Origin of the sequence: Streptococcus sp. HMSC063B03 (genome assembly GCF_001836965.1) — a bacterium.
In the GTDB taxonomy this organism is placed as follows: domain Bacteria; phylum Bacillota; class Bacilli; order Lactobacillales; family Streptococcaceae; genus Streptococcus; species Streptococcus pneumoniae_F.
Genome location: NZ_KV831050.1, coordinates 145,381 through 169,243, shown reverse-complemented (window position 1 = coordinate 169,243; position 23,863 = coordinate 145,381). Strand labels below are relative to the sequence as shown.

General features: G+C 39.3%; 19 protein-coding genes and 1 pseudogene. 6 read left to right on the top strand and 14 right to left on the bottom strand.

Annotated features, from left to right (window positions below; all coding sequences use genetic code 11):
* Nucleotides 1–147: 147 nt before the first annotated feature.
* Nucleotides 148–432 carry a type II toxin-antitoxin system RelB/DinJ family antitoxin gene (locus HMPREF2628_RS07095; RefSeq protein ID WP_070842751.1) on the top strand — a complete coding sequence of 95 codons (285 nt, stop codon included), beginning with the start codon at nucleotides 148–150 and terminating at the stop codon, nucleotides 430–432.
* Entirely contained in the window at nucleotides 422–772 is a 351-nt protein-coding gene (locus HMPREF2628_RS07090; RefSeq protein WP_070842750.1) for a type II toxin-antitoxin system RelE/ParE family toxin, read from the top strand. Before HMPREF2628_RS07095 ends, HMPREF2628_RS07090 begins: the two co-directional genes overlap by 11 nt.
* A gap of 736 nt (nucleotides 773–1,508) precedes the next feature.
* On the opposite strand, the pseudogene HMPREF2628_RS07085 reads toward HMPREF2628_RS07090, so the two are convergent.
* From HMPREF2628_RS07085 to HMPREF2628_RS07055, 7 genes and pseudogenes are all read right to left on the bottom strand, one after another.
* Nucleotides 1,509–2,830: pseudogene (locus HMPREF2628_RS07085) on the bottom strand (Nramp family divalent metal transporter).
* 215 nt (nucleotides 2,831–3,045) lie between these two features.
* Complete coding sequence (gene carB, locus HMPREF2628_RS07080) at nucleotides 3,046–6,222, bottom strand: carbamoyl-phosphate synthase large subunit (RefSeq protein WP_070842749.1); 3,177 nt, start codon at nucleotides 6,220–6,222, stop codon at nucleotides 3,046–3,048.
* A gap of 200 nt (nucleotides 6,223–6,422) precedes the next feature.
* Complete coding sequence (locus HMPREF2628_RS07075; protein ID WP_000166853.1) at nucleotides 6,423–7,502, bottom strand: carbamoyl phosphate synthase small subunit; 1,080 nt, start codon at nucleotides 7,500–7,502, stop codon at nucleotides 6,423–6,425.
* 49 nt (nucleotides 7,503–7,551) lie between these two features.
* Nucleotides 7,552–8,475 (bottom strand): aspartate carbamoyltransferase catalytic subunit, encoded by a 924-nt coding sequence (locus HMPREF2628_RS07070; RefSeq protein WP_070842748.1) that lies wholly within the window; start codon nucleotides 8,473–8,475, stop codon nucleotides 7,552–7,554.
* Nucleotides 8,476–8,493: 18 nt separating this feature from the next.
* Entirely contained in the window at nucleotides 8,494–9,015 is a 522-nt protein-coding gene (gene pyrR / locus HMPREF2628_RS07065; RefSeq protein WP_000644747.1) for a bifunctional pyr operon transcriptional regulator/uracil phosphoribosyltransferase PyrR, read from the bottom strand.
* A gap of 221 nt (nucleotides 9,016–9,236) precedes the next feature.
* On the bottom strand, nucleotides 9,237–9,866 hold the full coding sequence (gene nth / locus HMPREF2628_RS07060) for an endonuclease III (protein WP_049510839.1): 630 nt from the start codon (nucleotides 9,864–9,866) through the stop codon (nucleotides 9,237–9,239).
* Nucleotides 9,866–10,408: a YceD family protein gene (locus tag HMPREF2628_RS07055; RefSeq protein ID WP_070527784.1), complete on the bottom strand. Its 543-nt coding sequence runs from the start codon at nucleotides 10,406–10,408 to the stop codon at nucleotides 9,866–9,868. The genes nth and HMPREF2628_RS07055 overlap by 1 nt, the downstream gene beginning before the upstream one ends.
* 169 nt (nucleotides 10,409–10,577) lie before the next feature.
* Between HMPREF2628_RS07055 and HMPREF2628_RS07050 the strand changes: the two genes are divergently transcribed.
* Nucleotides 10,578–10,907, top strand: a complete 330-nt coding sequence (locus HMPREF2628_RS07050; protein WP_070842747.1) for a helicase BlpT — start codon at nucleotides 10,578–10,580, stop codon at nucleotides 10,905–10,907.
* A gap of 338 nt (nucleotides 10,908–11,245) precedes the next feature.
* The gene (locus HMPREF2628_RS07045) at nucleotides 11,246–12,805 is read left to right on the top strand and encodes an ATP-binding cassette domain-containing protein (RefSeq protein ID WP_070842746.1); all 1,560 of its coding nucleotides are present in this window, start codon (nucleotides 11,246–11,248) and stop codon (nucleotides 12,803–12,805) included.
* A gap of 150 nt (nucleotides 12,806–12,955) precedes the next feature.
* Here HMPREF2628_RS07045 and htpX read toward each other — a convergent pair whose 3' ends face one another.
* Together htpX and HMPREF2628_RS07035 are read right to left on the bottom strand one after the other, a co-directional pair.
* Complete coding sequence (gene htpX, locus HMPREF2628_RS07040; RefSeq protein ID WP_070842745.1) at nucleotides 12,956–13,855, bottom strand: zinc metalloprotease HtpX; 900 nt, start codon at nucleotides 13,853–13,855, stop codon at nucleotides 12,956–12,958.
* A 1-nt stretch (nucleotide 13,856) separates the two neighbouring features.
* Complete coding sequence (locus HMPREF2628_RS07035) at nucleotides 13,857–14,417, bottom strand: LemA family protein (protein WP_000219833.1); 561 nt, start codon at nucleotides 14,415–14,417, stop codon at nucleotides 13,857–13,859.
* Between the two features lie 93 nt (nucleotides 14,418–14,510).
* Between HMPREF2628_RS07035 and rsmG the strand changes: the two genes are divergently transcribed.
* A complete protein-coding gene (rsmG, locus tag HMPREF2628_RS07030) occupies nucleotides 14,511–15,224 on the top strand; it encodes a 16S rRNA (guanine(527)-N(7))-methyltransferase RsmG (protein ID WP_070842744.1) in 714 nt (237 codons plus the stop codon).
* 302 nt (nucleotides 15,225–15,526) lie between these two features.
* On the top strand, nucleotides 15,527–16,810 hold the full coding sequence (locus tag HMPREF2628_RS07025) for a uracil-xanthine permease family protein (RefSeq protein WP_061590005.1): 1,284 nt from the start codon (nucleotides 15,527–15,529) through the stop codon (nucleotides 16,808–16,810).
* A gap of 92 nt (nucleotides 16,811–16,902) precedes the next feature.
* Here the strand turns inward: HMPREF2628_RS07025 and HMPREF2628_RS07020 are convergent, their stop codons facing one another.
* The 5 genes from HMPREF2628_RS07020 to HMPREF2628_RS07000 form a co-directional block, all read right to left on the bottom strand.
* Nucleotides 16,903–17,226 (bottom strand): hypothetical protein, encoded by a 324-nt coding sequence (locus tag HMPREF2628_RS07020; RefSeq protein WP_070842743.1) that lies wholly within the window; start codon nucleotides 17,224–17,226, stop codon nucleotides 16,903–16,905.
* Between the two features lie 272 nt (nucleotides 17,227–17,498).
* Nucleotides 17,499–17,951, bottom strand: a complete 453-nt coding sequence (locus HMPREF2628_RS07015) for a CFI-box-CTERM domain-containing protein (RefSeq protein WP_070842742.1) — start codon at nucleotides 17,949–17,951, stop codon at nucleotides 17,499–17,501.
* A gap of 13 nt (nucleotides 17,952–17,964) precedes the next feature.
* Nucleotides 17,965–21,042: a type III restriction-modification system endonuclease gene (locus HMPREF2628_RS07010; protein WP_070842741.1), complete on the bottom strand. Its 3,078-nt coding sequence runs from the start codon at nucleotides 21,040–21,042 to the stop codon at nucleotides 17,965–17,967.
* The gene (locus tag HMPREF2628_RS07005) at nucleotides 21,026–21,667 is read right to left on the bottom strand and encodes an SLATT domain-containing protein (protein WP_070842740.1); all 642 of its coding nucleotides are present in this window, start codon (nucleotides 21,665–21,667) and stop codon (nucleotides 21,026–21,028) included. Before HMPREF2628_RS07005 ends, HMPREF2628_RS07010 begins: the two co-directional genes overlap by 17 nt.
* Nucleotides 21,668–21,670: 3 nt before the next feature.
* A complete protein-coding gene (locus tag HMPREF2628_RS07000; RefSeq protein ID WP_083320540.1) occupies nucleotides 21,671–23,485 on the bottom strand; it encodes a site-specific DNA-methyltransferase in 1,815 nt (604 codons plus the stop codon).
* Nucleotides 23,486–23,863: the final 378 nt, after the last annotated feature.

Below are 23,863 nucleotides of genomic sequence, written 5' to 3'. Positions count from 1 at the left end.
ATAATTATTTGTCCAACTTTTGGGGGTCAGTACAGATTTGCCGTTGCTTTTTTGAAGATAAGAGACTATTGTCCCAGCCTCTTTTTCTTGATTAAAATCTATATCTAGTATATAATCAATCTATAACGTATAGATTGGAGATATATCATGGCTATAACATTATCAAAACAATACAATTTTAAACTGAATGAAGCTACTATGGAACAAGCTCGAAATATTATAAAGGAAAAGGGAATGACAATGACAGATGCTATTTCTTTATTTTTGGAGCAAATAGTCCTGGAACAAGATTTGCCTATTAAGACGGCCGAAGATCTACATAGAGAACAGTTGATTAAGGAATTACAAGCCCAATCTGAACGTGCCTTGAGAGAATACGAGGCAGGAGAAGGTACTTCTCTAAACAATATGAGGGTACGCTATGGCTTATAATGTGATAGCTTCAAAAGAGGTCGAGGAAGCTATCGACAATATACACGACTATATAGCTACGGTACTTCTATCACCTCAATCTGCCAAAAATACTGTGTCTAAAATTTTAGACAGCTTAAAAAGTTTAGAAATTTTTCCTGAAGCAGGTTTTGACGCTGATGAGAAAATCGGAATAAAAATTAACAGCAAGTATCCAACACGAGGAAAAATTATTGACCAATATGTTTTGCTTTACTTCATCGATCAAAAACGAAACACTGTTTTTTTATCTCACCTATTCCACACTAAAAGTGACTATGTCACTTTGCTACAAAAAGACAATAAAAAACAGCTCAACTGATTGAGACAACTTTCATTATTTTATAAGCTCCGAAACCTTAATTTTTGGTACCTTTTTGGTACCGTCTTGGTTTAACAATACGCTATATATATAATATTTTACAGCTACTTTCCCTTTAGAAACGTTGATTTAATAAGGATTTAAACACTATAGAGTATATCTTTGTAAAATTGGAATAAATCAATCAAGGAGAAGTCAAATATCACAAACACCTAAGTTAATAAAAATTATTGTTGACATTCTCTCTTATTTATACTAAACTATGGATAAGGATAGGATGATGTCGGGTGACTGGTAACAGTTTGCTCAAAGGTACTTGTTTTAGGTACAGGTTAGGTACTGCCTTCAGCTTTATGCTGTAAAGAACCCGCTCCACCACTGGTCCTATTCGTTTTACTCTTGGATTATATTCAAGAGTTTTTTCTTGTCAAAAAAAATCTCAAACACCTGAGACATCTTTCTTTATTTTATAAGCTCCGAAACCTTAATTTTTGGTACCGTCTTGGTTTAACAATACGCTATATATATAATATTTTACAGCTACTTTCCCTTTAGAAACGTTGATTTAATAAGGATTTAAACATTACAAAGTATACCTTTGTAAAATACGGTCTCAAATAATGATAAAAAAAACAGTTTCGACTGTTCTTTTTTATTTCTTAATTTCATAAACCAACCACTACTATTTTTTCTTTATCAATCTTCAAGCTGATGCCGAGGCCTGATTTAAATAGATTTAAAAAATATCGAAAAGAAGCTTGATATTGAGAATGGTCAAGATGATTGCAACCGTGTAACCTAGGATTGTGTTCCACTTGGCATTGGTAAATTCTCCCATTAGTGACTTCTTAGAAGTCAAATAGATTAAAGGAAAGATTGAAAACGGAAGAGCGATTGACAGAAAGACCTGTGAATAAACCAATAACTGATCCAAGGTTTTTCTTGATGTCCAAATAAGACGGCGACAATAATAACAGGTAGCAAGGCAAAAATCCGGGTACCGATACGAATCATCCACTGAGACAATTTCAGATGCAAGAAACCTTCCATGACAATCTGTCCTGTTAAGGTACCTGTAATGGTCGAAGTCTTGCCACTTGCTAAGAGGGCTAGGGCAAATAAAGTTGACAGAGTTGAGCTGGCTATCGCTCCTGCTATTGTCGAATCCTGTAAAGCATTGTACATTTGGGAGAATGCCGAAATTTCAGATGCATGATCCAAAAAGAGCGATGCTCCTAAAATGAGAAGTAAGGAATTGCCAACAAAGGCTAGGGACAACTGAAGATTTGAGTCCCAGGTCATAAAACGAACAGCTTTTCAAATATCTTTCTTATCCTTATGGTTGATTTTCCTTGTTTGGGGTAAGGATGAATGAAGATAGAGATTATGGGGCCTGACTGTCGCTCCTACAATCCCTAAAGCCAAGGTCAATTGACCCTCATGTCCTGGCAGGGGACTTTCAAATAAAGTCGAAGTCGGCAAATAACCACCAAAGATCCTCTGCATACTCGGATTAGATAAAGCCACCAGATAAGAAAAGAGGTTAAGATAAGGGTTGTAACAATAGCTTCAATCTTCTTAAAGCCAAATTTCATCAACAAAAGCAAAAAAATACATCTAAAACGGTTAGTAGGATAGCGACCTTTATCGGTTTTTTAAACAAAAGATTTAAGGAAATCGCTGAACCAAAAACCTCATCCAAGTCTGTCACCATTAAAACTAATTCTAAAATCACCCATAGACTATAGCGGAACCACTTGGGGCCATGATGAGCTGTTGCCTGCGCTAAATCCATCCTAGTCACGATACCGAGCTTTCCAGCCATTTGTTGTAACTGCATGGAGATAATGGATGAAATCAAAATAACAAATACGAGACTATGCTTGTAGGAAGCGCCACCAATAACACTGGTAATCCAGTTCTCAGGCCCCATATAACCAACTGCTACAAGAGCTCCAGGACCTAAAAATTCTTTCAGATTCTACCAAAATGATTGTTATTCGGAGGTTCAATAGATTGATTGATCTCAGAAAGAGAGACCTTTTGGTAAGAAGACATCGGAATATTCACTTCCTAATCTTATCTTTACATATTTACTTAATGGAGTTTTTGAGAAAATGATGAAAATAGTTTACTATTTCTAATTTAGTCTTATTACATCACATTTTGGAATGATTCTTCAGGAAAGCATGATAGTTGAAATAAGCAACACCAGTATTGCAAAAGCCAGCGTCAGAAAACGCTGGCTTTAAAACTGTGAAAAATTTTCTCAACTAGATTGCTTCTGTGACAAAACTACGGCTTTCAAGTACTTTAAGCATGGCATTAGCTGTATCTAGGGCTGTAAAGAGGGGCACTCCGTGTTCAATGGCTGAACGGCGGATTTGCTCACCATCTTCATCAGCAGTTCGTTTGGTTCCTACTGTGTTAATGATAGCTTGAATTCTTCCTTTGCGAACAAAACTTGGAATATCCTTATCGTCATCACCAATCTTACCAACAGGTTGGGCATGCAATCCATGACTAGCAAAGAAGGCTGCTGTCCCTTCTGTCGCGAGGATTCCATAGCCAATATTTTGGAAACGACGAGCCAAGTCCAAGGCTTCTTCTTTGGCATCATCAGCGATGGTAAATACAACGTTACCAAAAGTTGGCAAGTGTAAGTAAGAAGCTTCAAAGGCTTTATAAAGAGCTTTTTCCAAAGTCGTATCAGAACCCATAACTTCACCTGTTGACTTCATTTCAGGACCAAGTAAGCTGTCTACCTTAGCTAGTTTGGTAAAGGAGAAGACAGGTGCCTTGATATGAACGCGGGTACTTTCAGGGTAAAGTCCATCTTGGTAGCCAAGTTCTTCAAGTTTTTGACCAAGAATGAGCTTGGTTGCTACTTGAGCCATAGGGATATTAGTTACCTTAGAAAGGAATGGCACCGTACGGCTAGCACGTGGATTGACCTCAATAACATAGACTTTTTCATCCTTGATGACAAACTGGATGTTCATCATTCCAAGGCAGTTAAGACCGATTGCTAGGCGTTTAGTATAGTCTGCGATTGTTTCTTGCACCTTTTGCGACAAGGTTTGTGGTGGATAAACGGCCATTGAGTCACCTGAGTGGACACCGGCACGTTCGATATGCTCCATGATACCAGGGATGAGGACGTTTTGTCCGTCTGAAATGGCATCGACTTCACACTCTTGTCCGACGATATAAGAGTCAACAAGAACAGGGTGGTCTGGACTTGCCTTAACCGCAGTACGCATATAAGAACGAAGGTCTTCTTCGTTTTCAACGATTTCCATGGCACGTCCACCAAGTACATAAGATGGGCGGACAAGAACTGGGAAGCCAATCTTGCGAGCTGCAAGAACTGCTTCTTCTTCATTGGTAGCCGTTTGTCCTGGTGGCTGTGGAATATCCAAATCTTTTAGAGCTTGCTCGAAGAGGTCACGGTCTTCCGCACGGTCTAGGTCAGCTACTTGCGTACCAAGAATAGTCACACCTGCTTTAGCCAATGGCTCAGCTAGGTTGATAGCTGTTTGACCACCGAACTGAACAATAACACCTTTTGGTTGCTCCAAATCGATGACATTCATCACATCTTCAAAAGTCAATGGTTCAAAGTAGAGTTTATCAGATACAGAGAAGTCTGTTGAAACTGTCTCCGGGTTTGAGTTCATAATAATGGCTTCATAGCCAGCCGCCTGAATAGCCTTAACCGAGTGAACAGTTGCGTAGTCAAACTCAACCCCTTGACCGATACGGATTGGACCAGAACCTAGGACTAGTACAGATTCCTTATCAGATCTGATAGACTCATTTTCCCAACCATAGGTTGAATAGAAATATGGTGTTTCAGAGTCAAACTCCGCCGCACAAGTATCCACCATCTTGTAGACTGGGACAATCTTGTTTTCCAAACGAAGTTGACGAACTTGGTCAGCTGTCGTTTCCCAGAGTTCAGCAATCTTACGGTCTGAGAAGCCATTCAGTTTGGCAGTTTTCAAAACGTCTAAATCTAGTGGATGTGCTCCCAGTTCTTGCTCGATTTCAAAGATATGTAAGAGTTTATCAAGATAGAAGATATCAATCTTAGTCAATTCAGCAATTTCTTCTGGTGTATAACCACGACGAATGGCTTCTGATACGTAGAAGAGACGGTCATCTTGGGCTTTGACAACTTTTTCAATCAAGGCATCATCAGAAACTGCTGCAAGCTCAGGCATTTCATTGTGGTGCACCCCAATTTCAAGGGAGCGGCAAGCCTTAAGAAGAGATTCTTCAATGTTACGACCGATTGCCATGACTTCTCCAGTGGCCTTCATCTGAGTACCAAGACGGCGCTCACCCTTTTCAAACTTGTCAAATGGGAAACGTGGAATCTTAGCAACAACGTAGTCAAGGGCAGGCTCAAACATGGCATAGGTTGAACCTGTAACTGGGTTGATAACTTCATCCAAGGTCAAACCTACTGCAATCTTTGCAGCCAACTTAGCAATTGGGTAACCTGTAGCCTTAGAAGCAAGGGCTGAAGAACGCGACACACGAGGGTTTACTTCGATGACATAGTACTTGAAGCTGTGTGGATCAAGGGCTAGCTGAACGTTACATCCACCTTCAATCTTGAGGGCACGAATGATGCTCAAGCTCGCGTCACGTAGCATTTGGTTTTCATAGTCTGACATGGTTTGCGCAGGGGCAAATACAATGGAATCCCCTGTGTGAATCCCGACTGGGTCAAAGTTTTCCATGTTACAAACAACCAAAGCATTGTCTGCTGAGTCACGCATCACTTCGTATTCGATTTCCTTGAAACCTGCAATAGAACGCTCAATCAAACATTGGGTAACAGGTGACAATTTTAATCCATTTTCAGCGATTTCACGCAATTCTTCCTCATTGGCACACATACCACCACCAGTACCACCTAGGGTAAAGGCTGGACGAACGATGACTGGGTAACCAATTGTCGCTGCAAAGGCAACAGCTTCTTCGACAGTGTTGACAATTTCAGATTCTGGAATTGGTTGCTCCAATTCTTCCATCAATTGTTTAAAGAGGTCACGGTCCTCCGCTTGATCAATGGCAGATAATTTAGTTCCCAGAAGTTCAACACCAAGCTCATCGAGGATACCATTTTTAGACAATTCCATGGCCATATTAAGACCAGTTTGCCCACCAAGGGTTGGAAGTAAGGCATCTGGACGTTCCTTACGAAGAATACGTGTCACAAACTCAAGTGTAATCGGTTCAATATAAACCTTATCAGCAATCTCCTTGTCCGTCATGATGGTTGCAGGGTTTGAGTTAACCAAAACAACCTCATAACCTTCCTCTTTCAACGACAAGCAAGCCTGGGTCCCAGCGTAGTCAAACTCAGCAGCTTGGCCAATAATAATCGGACCAGAACCAATCACCATAATTTTTTGAATATCAGTACGTTTAGGCATAGTTTATGATACAAAGCCCGTAAAGAACACAGTGGAAATAGGAAATTCGGTGCAGACGCCTTCAGCGTCAAGACGATGTTTATCTTTTTCACACAGTTCTTAGGGCGTGTTCACTTCCGCGAACAATGTATCTTCTCCTTTCTATTCGGCAACTCTCGGGTTGACATTAAATAAATTCTCCGACGAGCTTTTACTCGTTCTTAGTTTGATTGTTTAAAAGCTTCCATCATCTCGATAAACTCGTCAAATAGGTAGCTTGCATCGTGTGGACCAGGGGCTGCGTCTGGGTGGTATTGAACAGAGAAAGCAGGTTGGTATCTGTGGCGAACTCCTTCAACTGATTTGTCATTGATTTCTTCGTGGGTAATAATCAAGTGCTCTGGCAAATCCTCACGACTGACTGCATAACCATGATTCTGGCTGGTGAAGTCTACGCGTCCTGTTGCAATTTCACGTACCGCATGGTTGAATCCACGGTGACCAAACTTCATCTTGTAAGTCTTTGCCCCGTTTGCCATTGCAAAGAGTTGGTGCCCCATACAAATACCAAAGATTGGAATCTTTCCTTGCACGCCTCGAATCATATCGAGTGCCTGTGGAACATCTTCTGGGTTACCTGGACCGTTTGACAACATAACTCCGTCAGGATTGAGATGGAGAATTTCTTCTGCCGTTGTCGAATAAGGAACAACCGTCACGTTACAATTACGCTTAGAAAGTTCACGTAGAATTGAGTGCTTGAGACCAAAGTCCACTAACACCACGCTCAAGCCAACTCCTGGAGCTGGATAGGATGTTTTAGTAGAAACCTGCTTGATATTATCTGTCGGCAAGACTGTTGCTTGGAGCTGGTCAGTCACATGGTCCATGCTGTCCCCAACATGGGTCAAGGTTGCACGCATCGTACCATGCTTACGGATAATCTTGGTAAGAGCACGTGTATCAATCCCTGAAATACCCGGAATTTTCTTGGCTTTCAAAAATTCATCCAAGGTCATTTGGTTGCGCCAGTTGCTTGCTCTACGCGCTTCTTCAAAAACAACAACTCCTTTACAAGTTGGAATAATGGATTCGTAATCATCACGGTTAATTCCATAATTTCCTACCAAAGGATAAGTAAAGGTCAAGATCTGTCCATTGTAAGACTGGTCTGTAATGGATTCTTGATAGCCGGTCATCCCTGTATTAAAGACGATTTCGCCTGTTACATCAATATCTGCTCCGAAGGCCTTGCCTTCAAAAACTGTGCCATCTTCTAGTACTAGAAGTCTTTTTGTCATATTTTCACCTCTCGTGGACGCTCACTGGAGTCTTTTAACGTCTTGTGTTTTAGTTGGCGTTTCTACTCGCCAGTACGGATTCTAAGATTGCCATTCGAACAAATACACCATTGGTCATTTGTTGGACAATCCGTGATTTTGGTGCTTCAACCAAGTGGTCTGCGATTTCTACATCACGGTTGACTGGAGCTGGGTGCATGAGGATTGCTGTTTCTTTCAAACGGTCATAACGTTCTTGAGTCAAGCCATGTTGGGCATGGTAGTCTTCTTTGGAAAAGACAGCTCCACTATCATGGCGTTCATGTTGCACACGGAGAAACATCATGACATCCACCTGATCAATGATTTCATCAATAGTTACAAACTGCCCATAGTCTGCAAACTCTTGACTTCTCCATTCCTCAGGTCCAGCAAAGTATAGTTCAGCTCCCAAGCGTTTCAAAATCTGCATATTGGATTTAGCAACGCGTGAGTGGTCCAAGTCACCTGCAATAGCAACCTTAAGACCATCAAAGTGACCAAATTCCTCATAAATAGTCATCAAATCAAGCAAGCTCTGGCTAGGGTGTTGGCCCGAACCATCTCCACCATTGATAATGGAAGTCGTAATCGTTGGACTTGCAATTAACTCTCTGTAGTAGTCAACCTCAGGATGGCGAATCACACAGACATCCACTCCTAAAGCAGACAAAGTCAAAATGGTATCATAAAGTGTCTCACCCTTATTAACCGAACTAGTCTTGACATCAAAGTCAAGTCGTTCCAATCCCAATTTAATCTCTGCCACTTCAAAGGACTTATGCGTCCGTGTAGAATCCTCAAAGAAAAGATTGGAAACAATCGGATGGTCCTCATAGGGAAGCTGAGCTCCGTTTTTAAACTCAATTCCTCGCTTGATCAATTTCATGACTTGATCGACAGTGAGGTCTTCCATGGACACCACATGGTTCAATGCTTGTTGATTTTCTGACATGGCTACTCCTTTAGCTTTCTAAGCTTCTTCAGTAATCAGAACTCTGTCTTGGCCATCAAGTTCTGCCATCTCTACGATGATTTCTTCAGAACGACTGGTTGGGATATTCTTTCCAACGTAATCTGGACGGATTGGCAATTCTCTATGTCCACGATCGACTAGAACAGCTAAACTCACGCGCGCAGGACGGCCATGACCGACAATATTATCAATAGCAGCACGTATGGTACGACCTGTATAGAGCACATCATCCACCAAGATAACTTCGCGGTCTGTCACATCGACAGAAACCAAAGAAGTATCTTCTCCACTTTTAACATCATCACGGAAAGGTTTGGTATCCAATTCTACAACAGGAACTGAAAGATTTTCTAACTGCTCCAAACGTTCCTGGATACGGTGGGCAATAAAGACACCACGAGTTTTAATACCAGCCAAGACAATCTTATTCAAATCTTTGTTGCGTTCGATAATCTCATAAGTAATACGCGTAATCGCTCGTTTGACAGTCAATTCGTCTACAACTTCTTTTGCCTTCATGACAAACCTCCAAAAAGAAAAGTCTCCTTAAACAAGGAGACTTGAAATGTATAGCCAAGCGAGCCCTACTGCAAACAGTATAGACTTCACCCTACTACTTAATCGTTCTCCTTGCCTGCCTCACGGGACAGGTTTAAAGGAATATTTAGTTATCAATTACTATAGCACAAAGCAATCCTAAAATCAAGCAAAAACTTTTGAAACCCCATCTTATAAATTGCTTATAAATTGCTAAAGTCATATAACTGTGGGTACTGATCACACTCTGGATTTTTAGGATGACAAATGGCTCGTCCAAAATAAATCATTGCCTGATGGGCTGCTAACCACTGCTCCGGTGGTAAGATATCCATGACCCGCTTTTCCACCTCAAGTGGTGTCGCTGACTTTTTGACGATATCGTGGTGTTTACATATACGCTCTACATGAGTATCCACTGCAAAAGCTGGAATTCCAAAGCCTACACTCATGACAACATTGGCTGTCTTGCGACCAACACCTGCCAAACTCTCCAATTCCTCTCGTGTTTGAGGGACTTGACCATCAAAATCTTCTAGTAACTGTTGGGCACATTTTTTAAGGAATTTAGCCTTATTTCGATACAGTCCTAGGCGAGAAATGTGTGAGGCAATTTCACTTTCTGTTGCAACAGACATGGCTTGTGGCGTTGGAAAGGCAGCAAAGAGATCTGGAGTGGCCTTATTTACCGCTGCATCCGTTGTCTGGGCTGACAACATGACCGCAACCAAGAGTTCAAAATGATTGGTAAAATCAAGACTGGGCTTGGCATCTGGAAAGAGAGCAATGATTTCTTCTAGCACTTTTCGTGCTCGTTTTTTTGACAAGACCATTATTCGTCTCCATCAAATAGTCCTTGTAGGCCAGCAAAAGGACTGTTTTCTTCTTTCTTAACGGCTTGTTGAGCTTGGTATTCTTCTTCTGTCATGATTTGCCAGTCATTTCCTGAAACAAATCCTTGACCCGCTTCTTCTTCAGCCGTCAAGACCTTGATAGGAATGTTTAGTAGGATATTGTCTGACACGCTCTCAGCAAGATTAAGTTCTCCATTTTCGATAGGCAGGACCAAATCATCATCTAAAACTTCTTGATCTAGCAGATTAGTTGCCCCTTCCATGAAAACTTCCGTTACTGGATAAGATTCAACTAACTCAACTGGCTCCATACTGCGACTTGAAGCAAGAACAATGGTATAAGATAATTGATAATCTAAGAAATACATACGATCTTCGTATTGAACCTTCCCAACTGCAAGGATATCTTTTACATCTAAAATTTCTTGATTACGTGCACGCAGGTCTGCGGCTAGGTCTAACGTTTGTTCAAAATGCAAGCCTTCAGACTGCTTACGAATTTCTTGAATATTTAATTTCATACTTCCTCCATAAAGATTTACTCTCTTGATTATACCATGAAAATCCTACAAATCAGCACAGCAAACTTTATAATTAAAATTCGATTTTTTTAACATATTTACTATGACATTTTTGTTTTTTAGTGCTATACTATAGGCAATAATACATCAGAGCAAGGAGGATGCTCACATGGAAGACAAAGAACTCATTACTAATGCAACCCAACTCCTATCCGAGTTAAAAAAAAGTTTCCAAAGCTGCAAACAGGGTAGGGCAGATGATATTCGACTGCAAGAGCTACTAAATACTACTCTGCAAGAGCTCAAAAAAGCGGAAAAGTTGGACAACAGTATCTTAATAGATCTTGAGAAATTTTACCAACGTACCAGTCTTCTGATTGGTCTTGGTAGCCTAAAACTAAACGATCAAGCACGCTGCGCTTGGCGAAACTACGACAAATTCCATTACGAGCATATCAAACACGTACTAACTCTTTATGGACCTGTTTTCGGATTTTAGAGCATAGAATTTCCAGTTTTCTGTTGACAAAATTTCCTTAAAGGTATAGGATAAAGATACTAATACTCGGAGGTAAGGGAGACATGAACAACTAAGTCTATCAAGTAAAGAAACTTTATTTAGTAGATCTTGTTTTTGTCTCTTTTTGTGTGCTCTTTTTGTACTAGATCTTCTGGTACTTTATCCTCTTTGAAAATCAAAAAACTAGAAAGCTAACCATCTGCTCCTCTTGGGTTGGATAGGGGTAGACAACCCTAGTTTGACAGGATTTTCGACATGGATAATAGCGTTTCTGACAGTGACTTTGGGCTCTACTAGATAAAGTAGAGCTTTTTGTTATGCACTATGGACATTCTAGAAAGGGCGACAATATGATAAAAATCAATCATCTGACCATCACTCAAAACAAAGATTTACGAGACCTTGTCTCTGACTTAAACATGACCATACAAGACGGAGAAAAGGTAGCTATTATTGGTGAAGAAGGAAATGGCAAATCGACCTTGCTGCGAGCTTTAATGGGAGAAGCATTGCCTGATTTCACTATCAGGGGTGACATTCAATCTGATTATCAATCACTAGCTTACATTCCTCAAAAACTCCCCGAGAAGCTGAAAAAGAAAACTCTACACGACTACTTCTTTTTAGATTCTATTGATTTAGACTACAGTGCCCTCTATCGTTTAGCTGAGGAATTGCATTTTGATAGCGATCGTTTCGCTATCAACCAAGAAATTGGCAGTCTATCAGGTGGCGAAGCTTTGAAAATTCAGCTCATCCATGAGTTAGCCAAACCCTTTGAGATTCTATTTTTAGATGAACCTTCAAATGACCTAGACCTTGAAACAGTTGATTGGCTAAAAGGTCAGATTCGAAAGATTCGACAAACCGTTATTTTCATTTCTCATGATGAAGACTTTCTTTCTGAAACGGCTGATACCATTGTCCACTTGCGACTGGTCAAGCACCGGAAAGAAGCAGAAACACTAGTAGAGCATTTAGACTATGATCGCTATAGTGAGCAGAGAAAGGCTAATTTTGCCAGACAAAGCCAGCAAGCTGCTAACGACCAGAGAGTCTACGATAAAACCATGGAAAAACACCGGCGAGTCAAGCAAAATGTAGAAACTGCGCTTCGAGCTACCAAAGACAGTACTGCCGGTCGCCTATTGGCTAAAAAGATGAAAAATGTTCTCTCTCAAGAAAAACGCTTTGAAAAGACAGCTCAATCTATAACCCAAAAACCACTTGAAGAGGAAGAAATTAGACTTTTTTTCTCAGATATACAGCCATTACCGGTTTCTAAAGTCTTAATCCAACTGGAAAAGGAAAATTTGGCCATTGGCGACCGAGTTTTGGTTCAAAAACTACAACTAACTGTCCGTGGACAAGAAAAAATCGGTATCATCGGCCCAAATGGTATGGGGAAATCAACTCTGTTAGCAAAGTTGCAACAACTGCTAAGTCAAAAAAGAGAGATTTCACTTGGTGTTATGCCACAAGATTACCACAAAAAACTACAATTGGATTTATCCCCAATCGTCTACCTCAGCAAAACTGGGGAAAAAGAGGAACTGCAGAAAATCCAATCTCACTTAGCAAGTCTCAATTTCAGTTATCCAGAAATGCAACATCAAATTCGCTCCTTATCTGGCGGGCAACAGGGAAAACTCCTGCTTTTGGATTTAGTCCTGCGCAAACCAAACTTTCTCCTTCTGGATGAACCCACACGAAACTTTTCTCCAACTTCTCAACCTGAAATCAGAAAACTCTTTGCAACCTATCCAGGCGGTCTCATCACTGTTTCGCATGACAGGCGTTTCTTAAAAGAGGTCTGTTCGACTATCTATCGCTTGACAGAACACGGTTTGGAGATAGTTAATTTAGACGATTTATAAATTTGCAACATAGCAGATAGGTGGGGCAAAAACACAATTTTAGGAGAAGAGAAAGTAAATCTTCCCATAATAAAACGCATAATATCAAGTTTTTGCACACCTGATATTATGCGTTTTTAAGATTTTAAAGACTTTTTCCCAGCCTTCATTTTACATATGTTTTAAACGTTCAATCCGTTCTGAGATAGGTGGGTGGGTATAAAAGAGTTTTTGGAACCCTCCCCCTTTCTTGGGATCATTGATATAAAGTGCACTGCTGGCATCATCTACAGGACGACTCATCGGTTTACTATTATCCAACTTACGTAGAGCATTAATCATTCCTTGAGGATTGCGAGTCAACTCGACGCTGGAAGCATCAGCTAGGAATTCCCTCTGACGAGAAATGGCTAGTTGCACCAAGGTTGCGGCGAGAGGTGCCAGCACAATAGCTAGTAGGGAAACCACTAGCATAATGATTTCAAGACCATTTCCATCTCTATCATCGTCACTTCGTCTGCGACCTGCTCCACCCCACCACATCATACGACCTGCCATACTAGAAAGCATGGTGATAGCACTAGCAAGGGCAACAGCAATAGTCGAAATGCGGATATCGTAATTACGAATATGACTGACTTCATGTCCCATAACAGCTTCTAGTTCTTCACGATTCATGATAGCTAGGAGACCTGACGTCGCAGCAACCGCCGCATTTTGGGGGTTAGAACCTGTCGCAAAGGCATTTAAGGCTGGATCATCAATGATGAAAACACGTGGCATAGGAATCTGAGCCACCATAGCCATATCTTCTACTACATGGTAGAGGTCTGGTGCCGTTTGTTCATCCACCTCACGCGCTCCATTCATGGACATGACAATCTCTGTGGATTGAAAAATCATGGACAAGGCATAGATAAAGCCGATAATCAGCGCGATAACCAAGCCACCAAGTCCAGATCTCATAAAGATATAACCAACCGCATAACCAACAAGAGCTAAGAGTAGGAAAAATACCAGCAACAAAATCCACGTTTTTCGTTTATTGCTTGCAATTTGATCAAACAACATCTTAGTCACCTAAACCGCTAAAATCAACCTTAGGAACTGCCTTTTCCTCTTCTGGTGTTTGAAGGAAATCTGCTGCTTTAAATCCAAACATTCCAGCAATAATATTGCTTGGGAAAGTTTCTAATTTTACATTGTAGTTGCTGACAACACTGTTGTAGAGTTGACGAGAGTAAGAAATTTTATTTTCTGTATTTGTCAACTCCTCTTGCAATTTAACAAAGTTTGCACTAGCTTTCAAATCTGGATAGCTTTCTGCAACTGCAAAAATACCTGAAACTTGACGAGTGAGGGCATCACTAGCTTTCATAGCTTCTGCTGGTGAAGTCGCTGCAGCAACTTGATTGCGAAGTTCTGCCACCTTTTCAAGGGTAGAACCTTCATATTTAGCATAACCTTTTACAGTCTCAATCAAGTTTGGCAAGAGATCATTTCGACGTTTCAACTGAACATCAATCTGACTCCAAGCCTCCTTTGTTTGCATACGATTCTTAACCAAACCGTTATAGCTAACAATCACAAAAATCACAATAAGAGCTAAAACTCCAAGAATAATCCAAGTCATTATATAAGTCCTTTCTGCTTTTAGATTAGTACCAGTATATCAAATTTTTAATGATTGTGGTAAAATAAGATGATACTAAAGAAGGAAAAAACTATGAAACCAGAAACATTTTACAACTTGCTTGCCGAGCAAAATCTTTCACTTTCTGACCAGCAAAAAAAACAATTTGAACGTTATTTTGAACTCTTGGTCGAGTGGAATGAAAAAATCAATCTAACAGCTATTACAGACAAGGATGAAGTTTATCTCAAACATTTTTACGATTCGATTGCACCCATTCTTCAAGGTTTGATTCCCAATGAAACTATCAAACTTCTTGATATTGGAGCCGGGGCAGGATTTCCTAGTCTACCTATGAAAATCCTCTATCCTCAGCTAGATGTGACCATCATTGATTCTCTCAACAAGCGCATCAACTTCCTCCAACTGTTGACTCAAGAACTGGATTTGAACGGAGTTCATTTCCACCATGGACGTGCCGAAGATTTTGCACAAGATAAAAACTTCCGTGCTCAATATGATTTTGTAACAGCTCGTGCGGTTGCCCGTATGCAGGTCTTGTCTGAATTGACTATTCCCTACCTTAAAGTTGGCGGAAAACTATTGGCTCTCAAGGCCAGCAATGCGCCTGAGGAATTATTAGAAGCTAAGAATGCCCTCAACCTCCTTTTTAGTAAGGTCGAAGACAATCTCAGCTACGCTCTACCTAATGGAGATTCGCGTTATATCTCAGTGGTGGAAAAGAAAAAAGAAACACCAAATAAATATCCACGTAAGGCTGGCATGCCCAATAAACGCCCACTTTAATTTTTTTAGTAAAAAAATATTTACAAAGTCAGCCTCGCTCTTTTATTTTTAGGCTCGGGAAAAAATGATTTACAAAATCAACCTCGCTCTCTTATTTTCGGGCTCGGGAAAAAATGATTTACAAAATCATTTTTTTCTGCTATACTATCCTAAGCAAAGGTTTTTAATGTCATCCCGTGAGGTGACGAAGACGCAGAAATATTTAAAACTCTTTAAAATCTAGATTTTAGAGAAGTCTTACTCTGAGGGCCTATTGCTGTAAAATAATGGGCTCTTTTTTGATGCCCAAAAGTGAGGTTTATATGAAACAAGAATCAACTGTTGATTTGTTACTAGACGTTGACCAACGTCCTTCGGCTGGAAAAGGAATTCTCCTTAGTTTCCAACACGTTTTCGCCATGTTTGGTGCGACCATCTTGGTACCCTTGATTTTGGGAATGCCTGTATCTGTTGCCCTTTTTGCTTCAGGTGTTGGAACACTCATCTACATGATTTCAACTGGTTTTAAAGTTCCAGTTTATCTAGGTTCTTCATTTGCCTTTATCACAGCAATGTCGCTTGCTATGAAAGAAATGGGTGGTGATGTATCTGCTGCCCAAACAGGGGTTATCCTTACAGGTTTTATCTATGTCCTTGTGGCTGCAAGTGTTCGTTTTGCGGGTACAAAATGGATTGATAAACTCTTGCCACCAATCATCATCGGACCTATGATTATCGTTATCGGTCTTGGACTTGCAGGTTCAGCTGTTACCAATGCTGGTCTTGTAGCTGATGGAAACTGGAAAAATGCTCTTGTAGCGGTTGTTACTTTCCTAATTGCTGCCTTTATCAATACAAAGGGAAAAGGCTTCCTACGAATCATTCCATTCCTCTTTGCCATTATCGGTGGTTACCTCTTCGCACTAACTCTTGGTTTGGTTGACTTTACACCAGTTCTTAAAGCCAACTGGTTCGAAATTCCTGGTTTCTACTTGCCATTTAGCACAGGTGGTGCCTTTAAAGAATACAATCTTTACTTTGGTCCAGAAACCATCGCCATCTTGCCAATCGCTATTGTAACAATTTCTGAACATATCGGAGACCATACTGTTTTGGGTCAAATCTGTGGCCGTCAATTCTTGAAAGAACCAGGTCTTCACCGTACTCTTCTTGGTGACGGTATCGCAACTTCTGTTTCTGCCTTCCTTGGTGGACCAGCAAATACAACTTACGGAGAAAATACAGGGGTTATCGGTATGACTCGTATCGCTTCTGTCTCAGTTATCCGTAACGCTGCCTTTATCGCGATTGCCCTTAGCTTCCTTGGTAAATTCACTGCCTTGATTTCAACCATTCCAAATGCTGTACTTGGTGGTATGTCAATCCTTCTCTATGGGGTTATCGCCAGCAACGGTTTGAAAGTCTTGATCAAAGAACGTGTTGATTTCGCTCAAATGCGTAACCTAATCATCGCAAGTGCTATGTTGGTACTTGGACTTGGAGGAGCTATCCTTAAACTTGGTCCAGTTACCCTTTCAGGTACTGCCCTATCAGCCATGACAGGAATCATCTTGAACTTGATTTTACCATATGAAAATAAAGACTAAAAGTCTAAGCATATTAAAAAACGAGCATTTCCAACTACGGAAGTGCTCATTTTTTTGATACTTAGAAGTGAGTGAATCCCCTCTAACGCTGTTTAATATAGTTCCCCTACTCTATACTCACCCCATTCCTTTTCCTTCACTGGGTAAATCTTAGCAACTTTTGTTTCCTCATCATATACTACCACAAAGTGACCTTTACTATTCCAGAATTTACCTAAAATAACACTGTCACGTAAATCTGTACGTAACTCACTTTCTTGTTTTACTGCTCTTTCTGTTTGTGCTATTTTAGCCCCTTTATCGTTATCAATCCCAACAGTCACAAAACTGGAGCCTATATAGATAAATAGTAAAAATAACACTGTACCAATACCCACTAATTTAAACAACCATAAATCCCCATCATCTCTTCTCATATTAGTTTTTTATCTCTCTTTCTCTTTTGTGTTTATCTCAATCCCAAGGGGAAATTATACCCCCTTATACTCCTACCATTTGGCTAAGCCATTCCATAAAATTAACCTCTTTTGTGAGAGTATCATCCCAATCCTCAAAATCCTCTAAATAAGTGCCATTTGTGTTTAGCTTGATACGTTTATTTTGGTATTGAGGCTCTAAATAGAATAGGGGACCTCTTCACTATACAAGTTAGCGAGGACCCGAACTCTGTTGCTATACTTTACTCGTTTTATTGGACCACTTTTTGAGACAATTCTAGTGTATATGTTTTATACAATTGATGGCAAGCTTGATTCTCTCCTGTTTTAATCAAGGCAACACAAGGTAAGACAAGTTCTGACCAGATAGAATCTAGTATTTCCTCTCGATTTGGATGTTCTTCTAACTTGGCAACAATCTTAGGAGCCATCTTATAGTAGGATTCAATTTCCTCCTGACCACCATCTTGAAAAGCTAGATAAGAATCCCTGAATTTTCGCAAAGTCATCAATTCATCACAGTCATCTGCCAATCCCTTGTAAGTTACAGCTGCTTCTGTCAAATAACAACCTCTTTGTTCAATCTGATAGTAAGCATCTGGTTCACCGAAAAATCCAGTTTTAGAGCGCACATATCTCTCTGCATCACTCCTACGTTGAAAAACAGCTACTTCTCTTCCCTTACGATATACAACAAATTCCATTTCTTTTTCCTCCCTATCTTACAATATTTAATAATTCCTCATAGCTAGAAACCACATCATAGATGTGCTGGTCATTAATCAATCCAGCTTGTGCTAATGCTTTAAAGTGAGCACGCGCACATGCAATTTTTGCTTGCTCAGCTTGCTTTAATTGAAGACTAGACATAGAGCCTTTTGTTTCTGCAACAAAATAGATATGCTTGACACTTCCTTCACGGAAGGCGATTGCCCAGTCAGGGTTGTAGTTTCCAAGTGGAGTCGCAATACTGAACTTCCCTGGTAACTTCACATAAACGCGAACATCCTCGTATTGTTCCAAAGATTCTTTAAAGGTCTTCTCCGTATTTGAATCAACTTTTACAAAATTGTAAATTCCTTTTTTGGATTCAAGTAAGTGATCATCTGATCTGTTAGCAGTTTCAGGATTGTCATAAAACAAGTCCATATCATACTCTTCATTTAGCACATTATACTGGATATGCTTGATAATTTGGCTTGCTTTTTGTTCATTAATGAGTTTTGAAACCTTAAGAATAAACTCTTCTGGATTCTGTTTAAACTTGTCAAATTGGTAGACATAGATTTTACTTAATATTTCTGCAACCAACCTACGTGTTAATCCTGTCTGATCAGCAATCTCCCCTAGTAGATCATATTTGGTCATAATCTGCGAATCCGTTAGATATTCTTGCTGACGATCATTCTCAGCCACTGTCAGATGGAGACCTTCTTCCTTACTCATTTCAGTAGCGCTTGCTTGAGTTATATGAAAGCTTGGTTTGCTAACGACTAATTTCTCATTGATATAGTCAACAGAATGTTTTACCAATTCCGCATCATCAAACTCTACTTGGTAACTGGTCTTTCGATTGATTTGCTTCCAGAGATTTAAAAATTCTTTTCGGGCAATATTTTCTTGATTGATCTCATTTGAGAATTGAATGACTGAATGATTGGCATTTTCAATTTCATACTGTCCAGCATGATAAACGCTCTCCAATATCTCTACCAGTTTATCCTCATAACCTGCTAGTGTTTCAGACAGTTGTAACTGATGATTTTCTTTTGCAGTAAAATATTCTGTGGTTAATTGTCCTTCACGGTCTATATAGCCTTGTCGGATCAAATCAAAATGAATCGAATCTGCTTGTTCCTTGGTAATACGTATTGTTTGTCCTTCTGGATTCGTTAGAACTTTATTCGTAAAGAGAGTAACATCCACTTTTGCAGGACGATCCGCTAAGAGTTCTTTGATTTCTTCTTGTAGACTCCGAGCAAATTGATCATAACTTTCATTTGCAATTACTGTCAGTTTATTGATTTCATGAACATCATTTCCTAAGAGTTCAAAATCCTGACGAATTCCATTTTGGTCAACTGCTAAACGCATACCACGACCGATTTCTTGACGTTTTCGAGTCTCTGCTGAAGATTGCTTCAGCGTACAGATTTGAAAGACATTAGGATTATCCCATCCCTCTTTTAGAGCTGAGTGAGAAAATAGGAAACGAACTGGCTCTTCAAAGCTCAATAAACGCTCCTTGTCCTTCATAATCAAGTCATAGGCATCAATGTCATTTGAAAGATTGTTCTTCTTTTCACTAGCAGATTTATAATCCACAAAAATGGTCTTATCTGACTTCTTCACTTTATCTACCGAAAAGTAACCAGCATGAACTGAATTTCCCTCAAGATTAGCCTCCAAATACCTACGATAAGGAGTTGGTTCCTGTGTTCGGATAAACTGGTTTACTTGATTTCGGTATTCTTCTTCAAAAATCTGAGCGTATTCTCCATTATAGGCATCATTATGTTCATCATATTGCTTATACTTGGCCACTTCATCGATGAAAAATAAGGATAATACTTTAATTCTTCGATTGTACAGTTTACTTTCTTTTTCAATATGACTTTTTATAGTCTCTCGGATTTGAATTCTTCTGATGCTAGACTCATCCACTTCCCCTATCACTTCACCGACATGAAGTTCTTGCGTCACGCCAACTTGAAATTTGTTCTCTCTTGCATCAAAGTGACTAAGGGTCATTCCTTTATAAGCAGATAAATTCCCTGATTCAGCGTACAAATCAAAGGGTTCTTCCACCACCTTCAATTTCCTCTTAACACCTGACTGCGTTTTTACTTCAAACTCAACTTTTGCTTTGGGTGCTCCTGTTTTTTGTGGAATGATTTCTTGTAGATATAGATATCCTTGTGTCCCAGTCGTCCCAGTTTGCTCAATAGCCTTAACTGCAATCTTCTTCACTAATTTTTGATTGTAAGCATCCATGGCATCCAATCTATAAACCATATCATGTTTTTCTTTATGGGTAGCCGAATAACGTAGCGTAAACAATGGCTTGAAATCTTTTAGTCTTTCCTTGGTTTGTTTCCCTTCAACAGACTGAGGTTCATCAATAATCATAATCGGATTCATAGCTGCCAAGACATCAATTGGACGGCGCCAACGGAAACTTTCCTGTTCAGAATGAATCCGTCGCGCATCTTTGCCTTTTGCATTAAAGGCTTGAGAGTTGATGACCATGATTTGAAGGTCAGACGAATTGGCAAAACTATCCAGATCACCTAAACGTGAAGAATCGTAGACAAAATAGCGTGGTTGCTTCCCATACTCCATCTGAAAATGACTTGACATAATTTGTAATGACTTGAGAACTCCTTCACGAATGGCTACACTTGGAACGACAATGACGAACTTAAGCCAGCCATATCGTTTGTTCAATTCCATAATTGTACGGATATAAGTGTAAGTCTTCCCTGTTCCCGTCTCCATTTCTATTGAGAAATTATAAGCTTCTCTCCCAGCAATCATATCAATAGAAAGACTATCAGAAGGACGTAAACCATAGCGAGTTTGCATGGCATGAACATTTTCTCGTATACTTGTTTGACTCAATTGAATCGGTGCATTTCGATAAGCATCTAAAACCAAATCTACCTCATCTGACTTGAGACGACCTGGATCCGCCATATACTGAACTCCAGTATGTTTGGCTTGCCCTTGAAATAAATCTGCAATGGCACTCACCGCATCCAACTGAAATTGTTGTTTTTTAAATTGTAGTTTCATTGCAAATACCTCCCAAGAACAAGTAACTAAGAATAAATAAGATAATAACAATTGGTTGGATATTTACAAAAATATTATCCATGCTAAAATCTAACTGTCGCATTTCTTTACACTTTGCTCTATGATAATCGTACTCACTATGATTTTCTTGTTGCTGAAGAATAAGATTATATTTTTCTACTATAACTTTAAATTTAGCATTCTTCTTTTTTAAATTATAACCTTGTAGAGATAACCATTGAAGTGATTCTTTAAGTTTATTAATTTCTATATGGTGATAATGGAATTTCAAAGCACGTTCTCTATAGTTTAATGTGGACACATAATATTGAATGATAACTGTATACATAGAAAAACATCCTGAAACTACTTTTTTTATCAAACCTTCATTTGGAACTATCAATGAAATAACTAATAAGGCACTAGATAAAATAGCCATCAAAAGTAAATACATGTCCCACTTACTAGCATATCCTCCAAGTCGTTCACTAGCCAAAATACGAGCTCGTCTAACTATTTTTAGTTTTCTAATTTCATCTTGAATCATTTCATCAAGCTTCTCAAAATTGCTATTTTTGCTATTTTTCTTCTTTTTGATATTTTTGACGTTTTTATTAAAACTCATAGCCTACACCACCTTCACTTTTGTATGAGGTGATAATTCTTTGAAGATTTCACTTACGTTAATCTTATCCGCTGAATTGGCAAATGAGCTATCACGGAAAACGGCACGGAGTGGTTGTGCTTGAGCAATATGACGGATAACTTCTTCAGAGATTTCATCTTCAAAACAAGCCATGAGTGATCCTTGATCTACATCATAGATTTCTGCTCCTGCTACTTTCTCCAAATCAATAGCTAGTGACAGTTCCATTCCCCAGGTCAGCATCACTTGGAAAAGTAAGTCGAGGCCAGTACGTCCTTCCTTGATATTAGATACACTATCGAACAAGTCGGCTTGAACAAACTGACTAGGATGAGCTAAAACATCCTTGAAATTAGAAGAATCTAACTTATAGGCTTTGAAGCCAAAGTCTTGTTTGCCAATCAATTCAGAATGCTCCTCCTGAATCTTGGCAGCAGCACGACGAATCCGCTCACGTGAAATTTGGTCAATGGTTTCATAACCTGCTTCTTTAGCAGCAGATTTTTCAGCAACTGCTTCATCCAACGTACACAAGATAAACTTACGGTTACCTCCATCTTCCGCATTCAATTGCATAACTGCGTCTGCCGTAGTAGCAGAACCACCGAAGAAATCAAGGACATATCCCGAATTAATATGTGAATTACTATTATATATTAAACTAATTAAATATTTGATTAAAGAAACTGGCTTTGGAAATGAAAAATAGTCTCCATTTAACAATTTTTTTAATTCTCTTGTCGCATTTTCTGAAGTGTCCACTCTATGATTAAATCGAGACAGCGTTTTAGAAGCATTATTTTGATTGGTTAAAATTAATTGTCTTGGAGCTTCTGTTGCAGATTTTCCATCAGCATAAATTGCCCTGATAGAAAAATTCTCTGTCTTAACCCAGAAAATAGTACCTTTTTTAATTTCATCCTGAACAGTACTATTAGACCATCTAGATTTGAATTTTAATTGAAATTCATTTTCATTCCATCCGTCTCTCACTACTACTGGTGATAGTAAATAATATTTTTCATCTAAAGTTTGTTTGTATTCACCATCTACCAAATTAAACTTAACCGTTTTAGCAGGGAAGGTTAATATGCTCACATTATTACTGTTGTTATATAGTGGAGCATCTTCAAATTCATCTTTAACGACTTCAACTAATCTTTCTTTCAACTGGCTATCTTGATAAAGATTTTTACTATAGCAAAGTATATAATCAACATTGTTGTAACTATTTAACTTTTGACGTCCAAAATGTTGTGTCTTTTCCCAAATAAAATTCGCTACAAAATTCTCCTCCCCAAAAATCTCATCACAGATAGCCTTCAGATTTGCTTGTTCATTATCATCGATAGAGATAAAGATAACACCTGAATCTTTGAGGAGATTACGCGCTAGACGAAGGCGTGGATACATCATATTGAGCCAGTCTGAGTGATAACGGGCCGAAGTCTTTTCATTTTTTGTAAGCCCAATGACCTGGCGTCCGTCTTCATCCAAAAGTTCCATCTCTTCCTTCAACTCTTCATCTGTTTTTTGGAACTTATCAGAGTATACAAAGTCTTTCCCTGTATTATAGGGTGGATCGATATAAATCATATCGATTTTTCCTAGATAGGATTCTTGTAAGATTTTTAAAACTTCTAAATTATCCCCAGTAATAAAGACATTTTCACTGTTTTCAAAGTCAACACTTTCATCAAGATCTGGTCTTAGTGTTTTGGTAGTTGGTCGCCCAGCTTCTGCAATAGCTTCACGCTTTCCAACCCAAGTAAACTCATAGGATTCTCGACCATCCACAATTTCCTCTGATAAAAACTGTTTAAGCTTCTCAAAGTCAATCGCAGGACCTAATATGCCGTACCCATCCCTCTTTTCCGTCAGAACTTCAGGAAAAAGTTGACCAATTTTTGAAATATTATCTGTAAAAACATCTTTTGAAGTGAGAGTTAATTTCTCAAGTCCAGAGTTTTCACCTGTTTGCTGTGCTGTGCTGTGCTGTGCTGTGCTGTGCTGTGCTCATGGTAGTATCCTTTCTTAGCTTTGTCAAGCTTTTGTAATTTTAATTTTATAAAAAATTAAGTTGGCTTATCCTATCTTTGTAATGCTTCATTTTTAATAAATTACAGTTTCATCTTATCAAAAATAGGGGTTGAAATCAAAAGAGTTCTCTAATCT

What these genes read in the sequence shown, in the direction of transcription:
- HMPREF2628_RS07095 (WP_070842751.1), top strand. Translation starts at nt 148, where the DNA reads ATGGCTATAACATTATCAAAACAATACAATTTTAAACTGAATGAAGCT.
- HMPREF2628_RS07090 (WP_070842750.1), top strand. Translation starts at nt 422, where the DNA reads ATGGCTTATAATGTGATAGCTTCAAAAGAGGTCGAGGAAGCTATCGAC.
- carB (WP_070842749.1), bottom strand. Translation starts at nt 6,222, where the DNA reads ATGCCTAAACGTACTGATATTCAAAAAATTATGGTGATTGGTTCTGGT.
- HMPREF2628_RS07075 (WP_000166853.1), bottom strand. Translation starts at nt 7,502, where the DNA reads ATGACAAAAAGACTTCTAGTACTAGAAGATGGCACAGTTTTTGAAGGC.
- HMPREF2628_RS07070 (WP_070842748.1), bottom strand. Translation starts at nt 8,475, where the DNA reads ATGTCAGAAAATCAACAAGCATTGAACCATGTGGTGTCCATGGAAGAC.
- pyrR (WP_000644747.1), bottom strand. Translation starts at nt 9,015, where the DNA reads ATGAAGGCAAAAGAAGTTGTAGACGAATTGACTGTCAAACGAGCGATT.
- nth (WP_049510839.1), bottom strand. Translation starts at nt 9,866, where the DNA reads ATGGTCTTGTCAAAAAAACGAGCACGAAAAGTGCTAGAAGAAATCATT.
- HMPREF2628_RS07055 (WP_070527784.1), bottom strand. Translation starts at nt 10,408, where the DNA reads ATGAAATTAAATATTCAAGAAATTCGTAAGCAGTCTGAAGGCTTGCAT.
- HMPREF2628_RS07050 (WP_070842747.1), top strand. Translation starts at nt 10,578, where the DNA reads ATGGAAGACAAAGAACTCATTACTAATGCAACCCAACTCCTATCCGAG.
- HMPREF2628_RS07045 (WP_070842746.1), top strand. Translation starts at nt 11,246, where the DNA reads ATGCACTATGGACATTCTAGAAAGGGCGACAATATGATAAAAATCAAT.
- htpX (WP_070842745.1), bottom strand. Translation starts at nt 13,855, where the DNA reads ATGTTGTTTGATCAAATTGCAAGCAATAAACGAAAAACGTGGATTTTG.
- HMPREF2628_RS07035 (WP_000219833.1), bottom strand. Translation starts at nt 14,417, where the DNA reads ATGACTTGGATTATTCTTGGAGTTTTAGCTCTTATTGTGATTTTTGTG.
- rsmG (WP_070842744.1), top strand. Translation starts at nt 14,511, where the DNA reads ATGAAACCAGAAACATTTTACAACTTGCTTGCCGAGCAAAATCTTTCA.
- HMPREF2628_RS07025 (WP_061590005.1), top strand. Translation starts at nt 15,527, where the DNA reads ATGAAACAAGAATCAACTGTTGATTTGTTACTAGACGTTGACCAACGT.
- HMPREF2628_RS07020 (WP_070842743.1), bottom strand. Translation starts at nt 17,226, where the DNA reads ATGAGAAGAGATGATGGGGATTTATGGTTGTTTAAATTAGTGGGTATT.
- HMPREF2628_RS07015 (WP_070842742.1), bottom strand. Translation starts at nt 17,951, where the DNA reads ATGGAATTTGTTGTATATCGTAAGGGAAGAGAAGTAGCTGTTTTTCAA.
- HMPREF2628_RS07010 (WP_070842741.1), bottom strand. Translation starts at nt 21,042, where the DNA reads ATGAAACTACAATTTAAAAAACAACAATTTCAGTTGGATGCGGTGAGT.
- HMPREF2628_RS07005 (WP_070842740.1), bottom strand. Translation starts at nt 21,667, where the DNA reads ATGAGTTTTAATAAAAACGTCAAAAATATCAAAAAGAAGAAAAATAGC.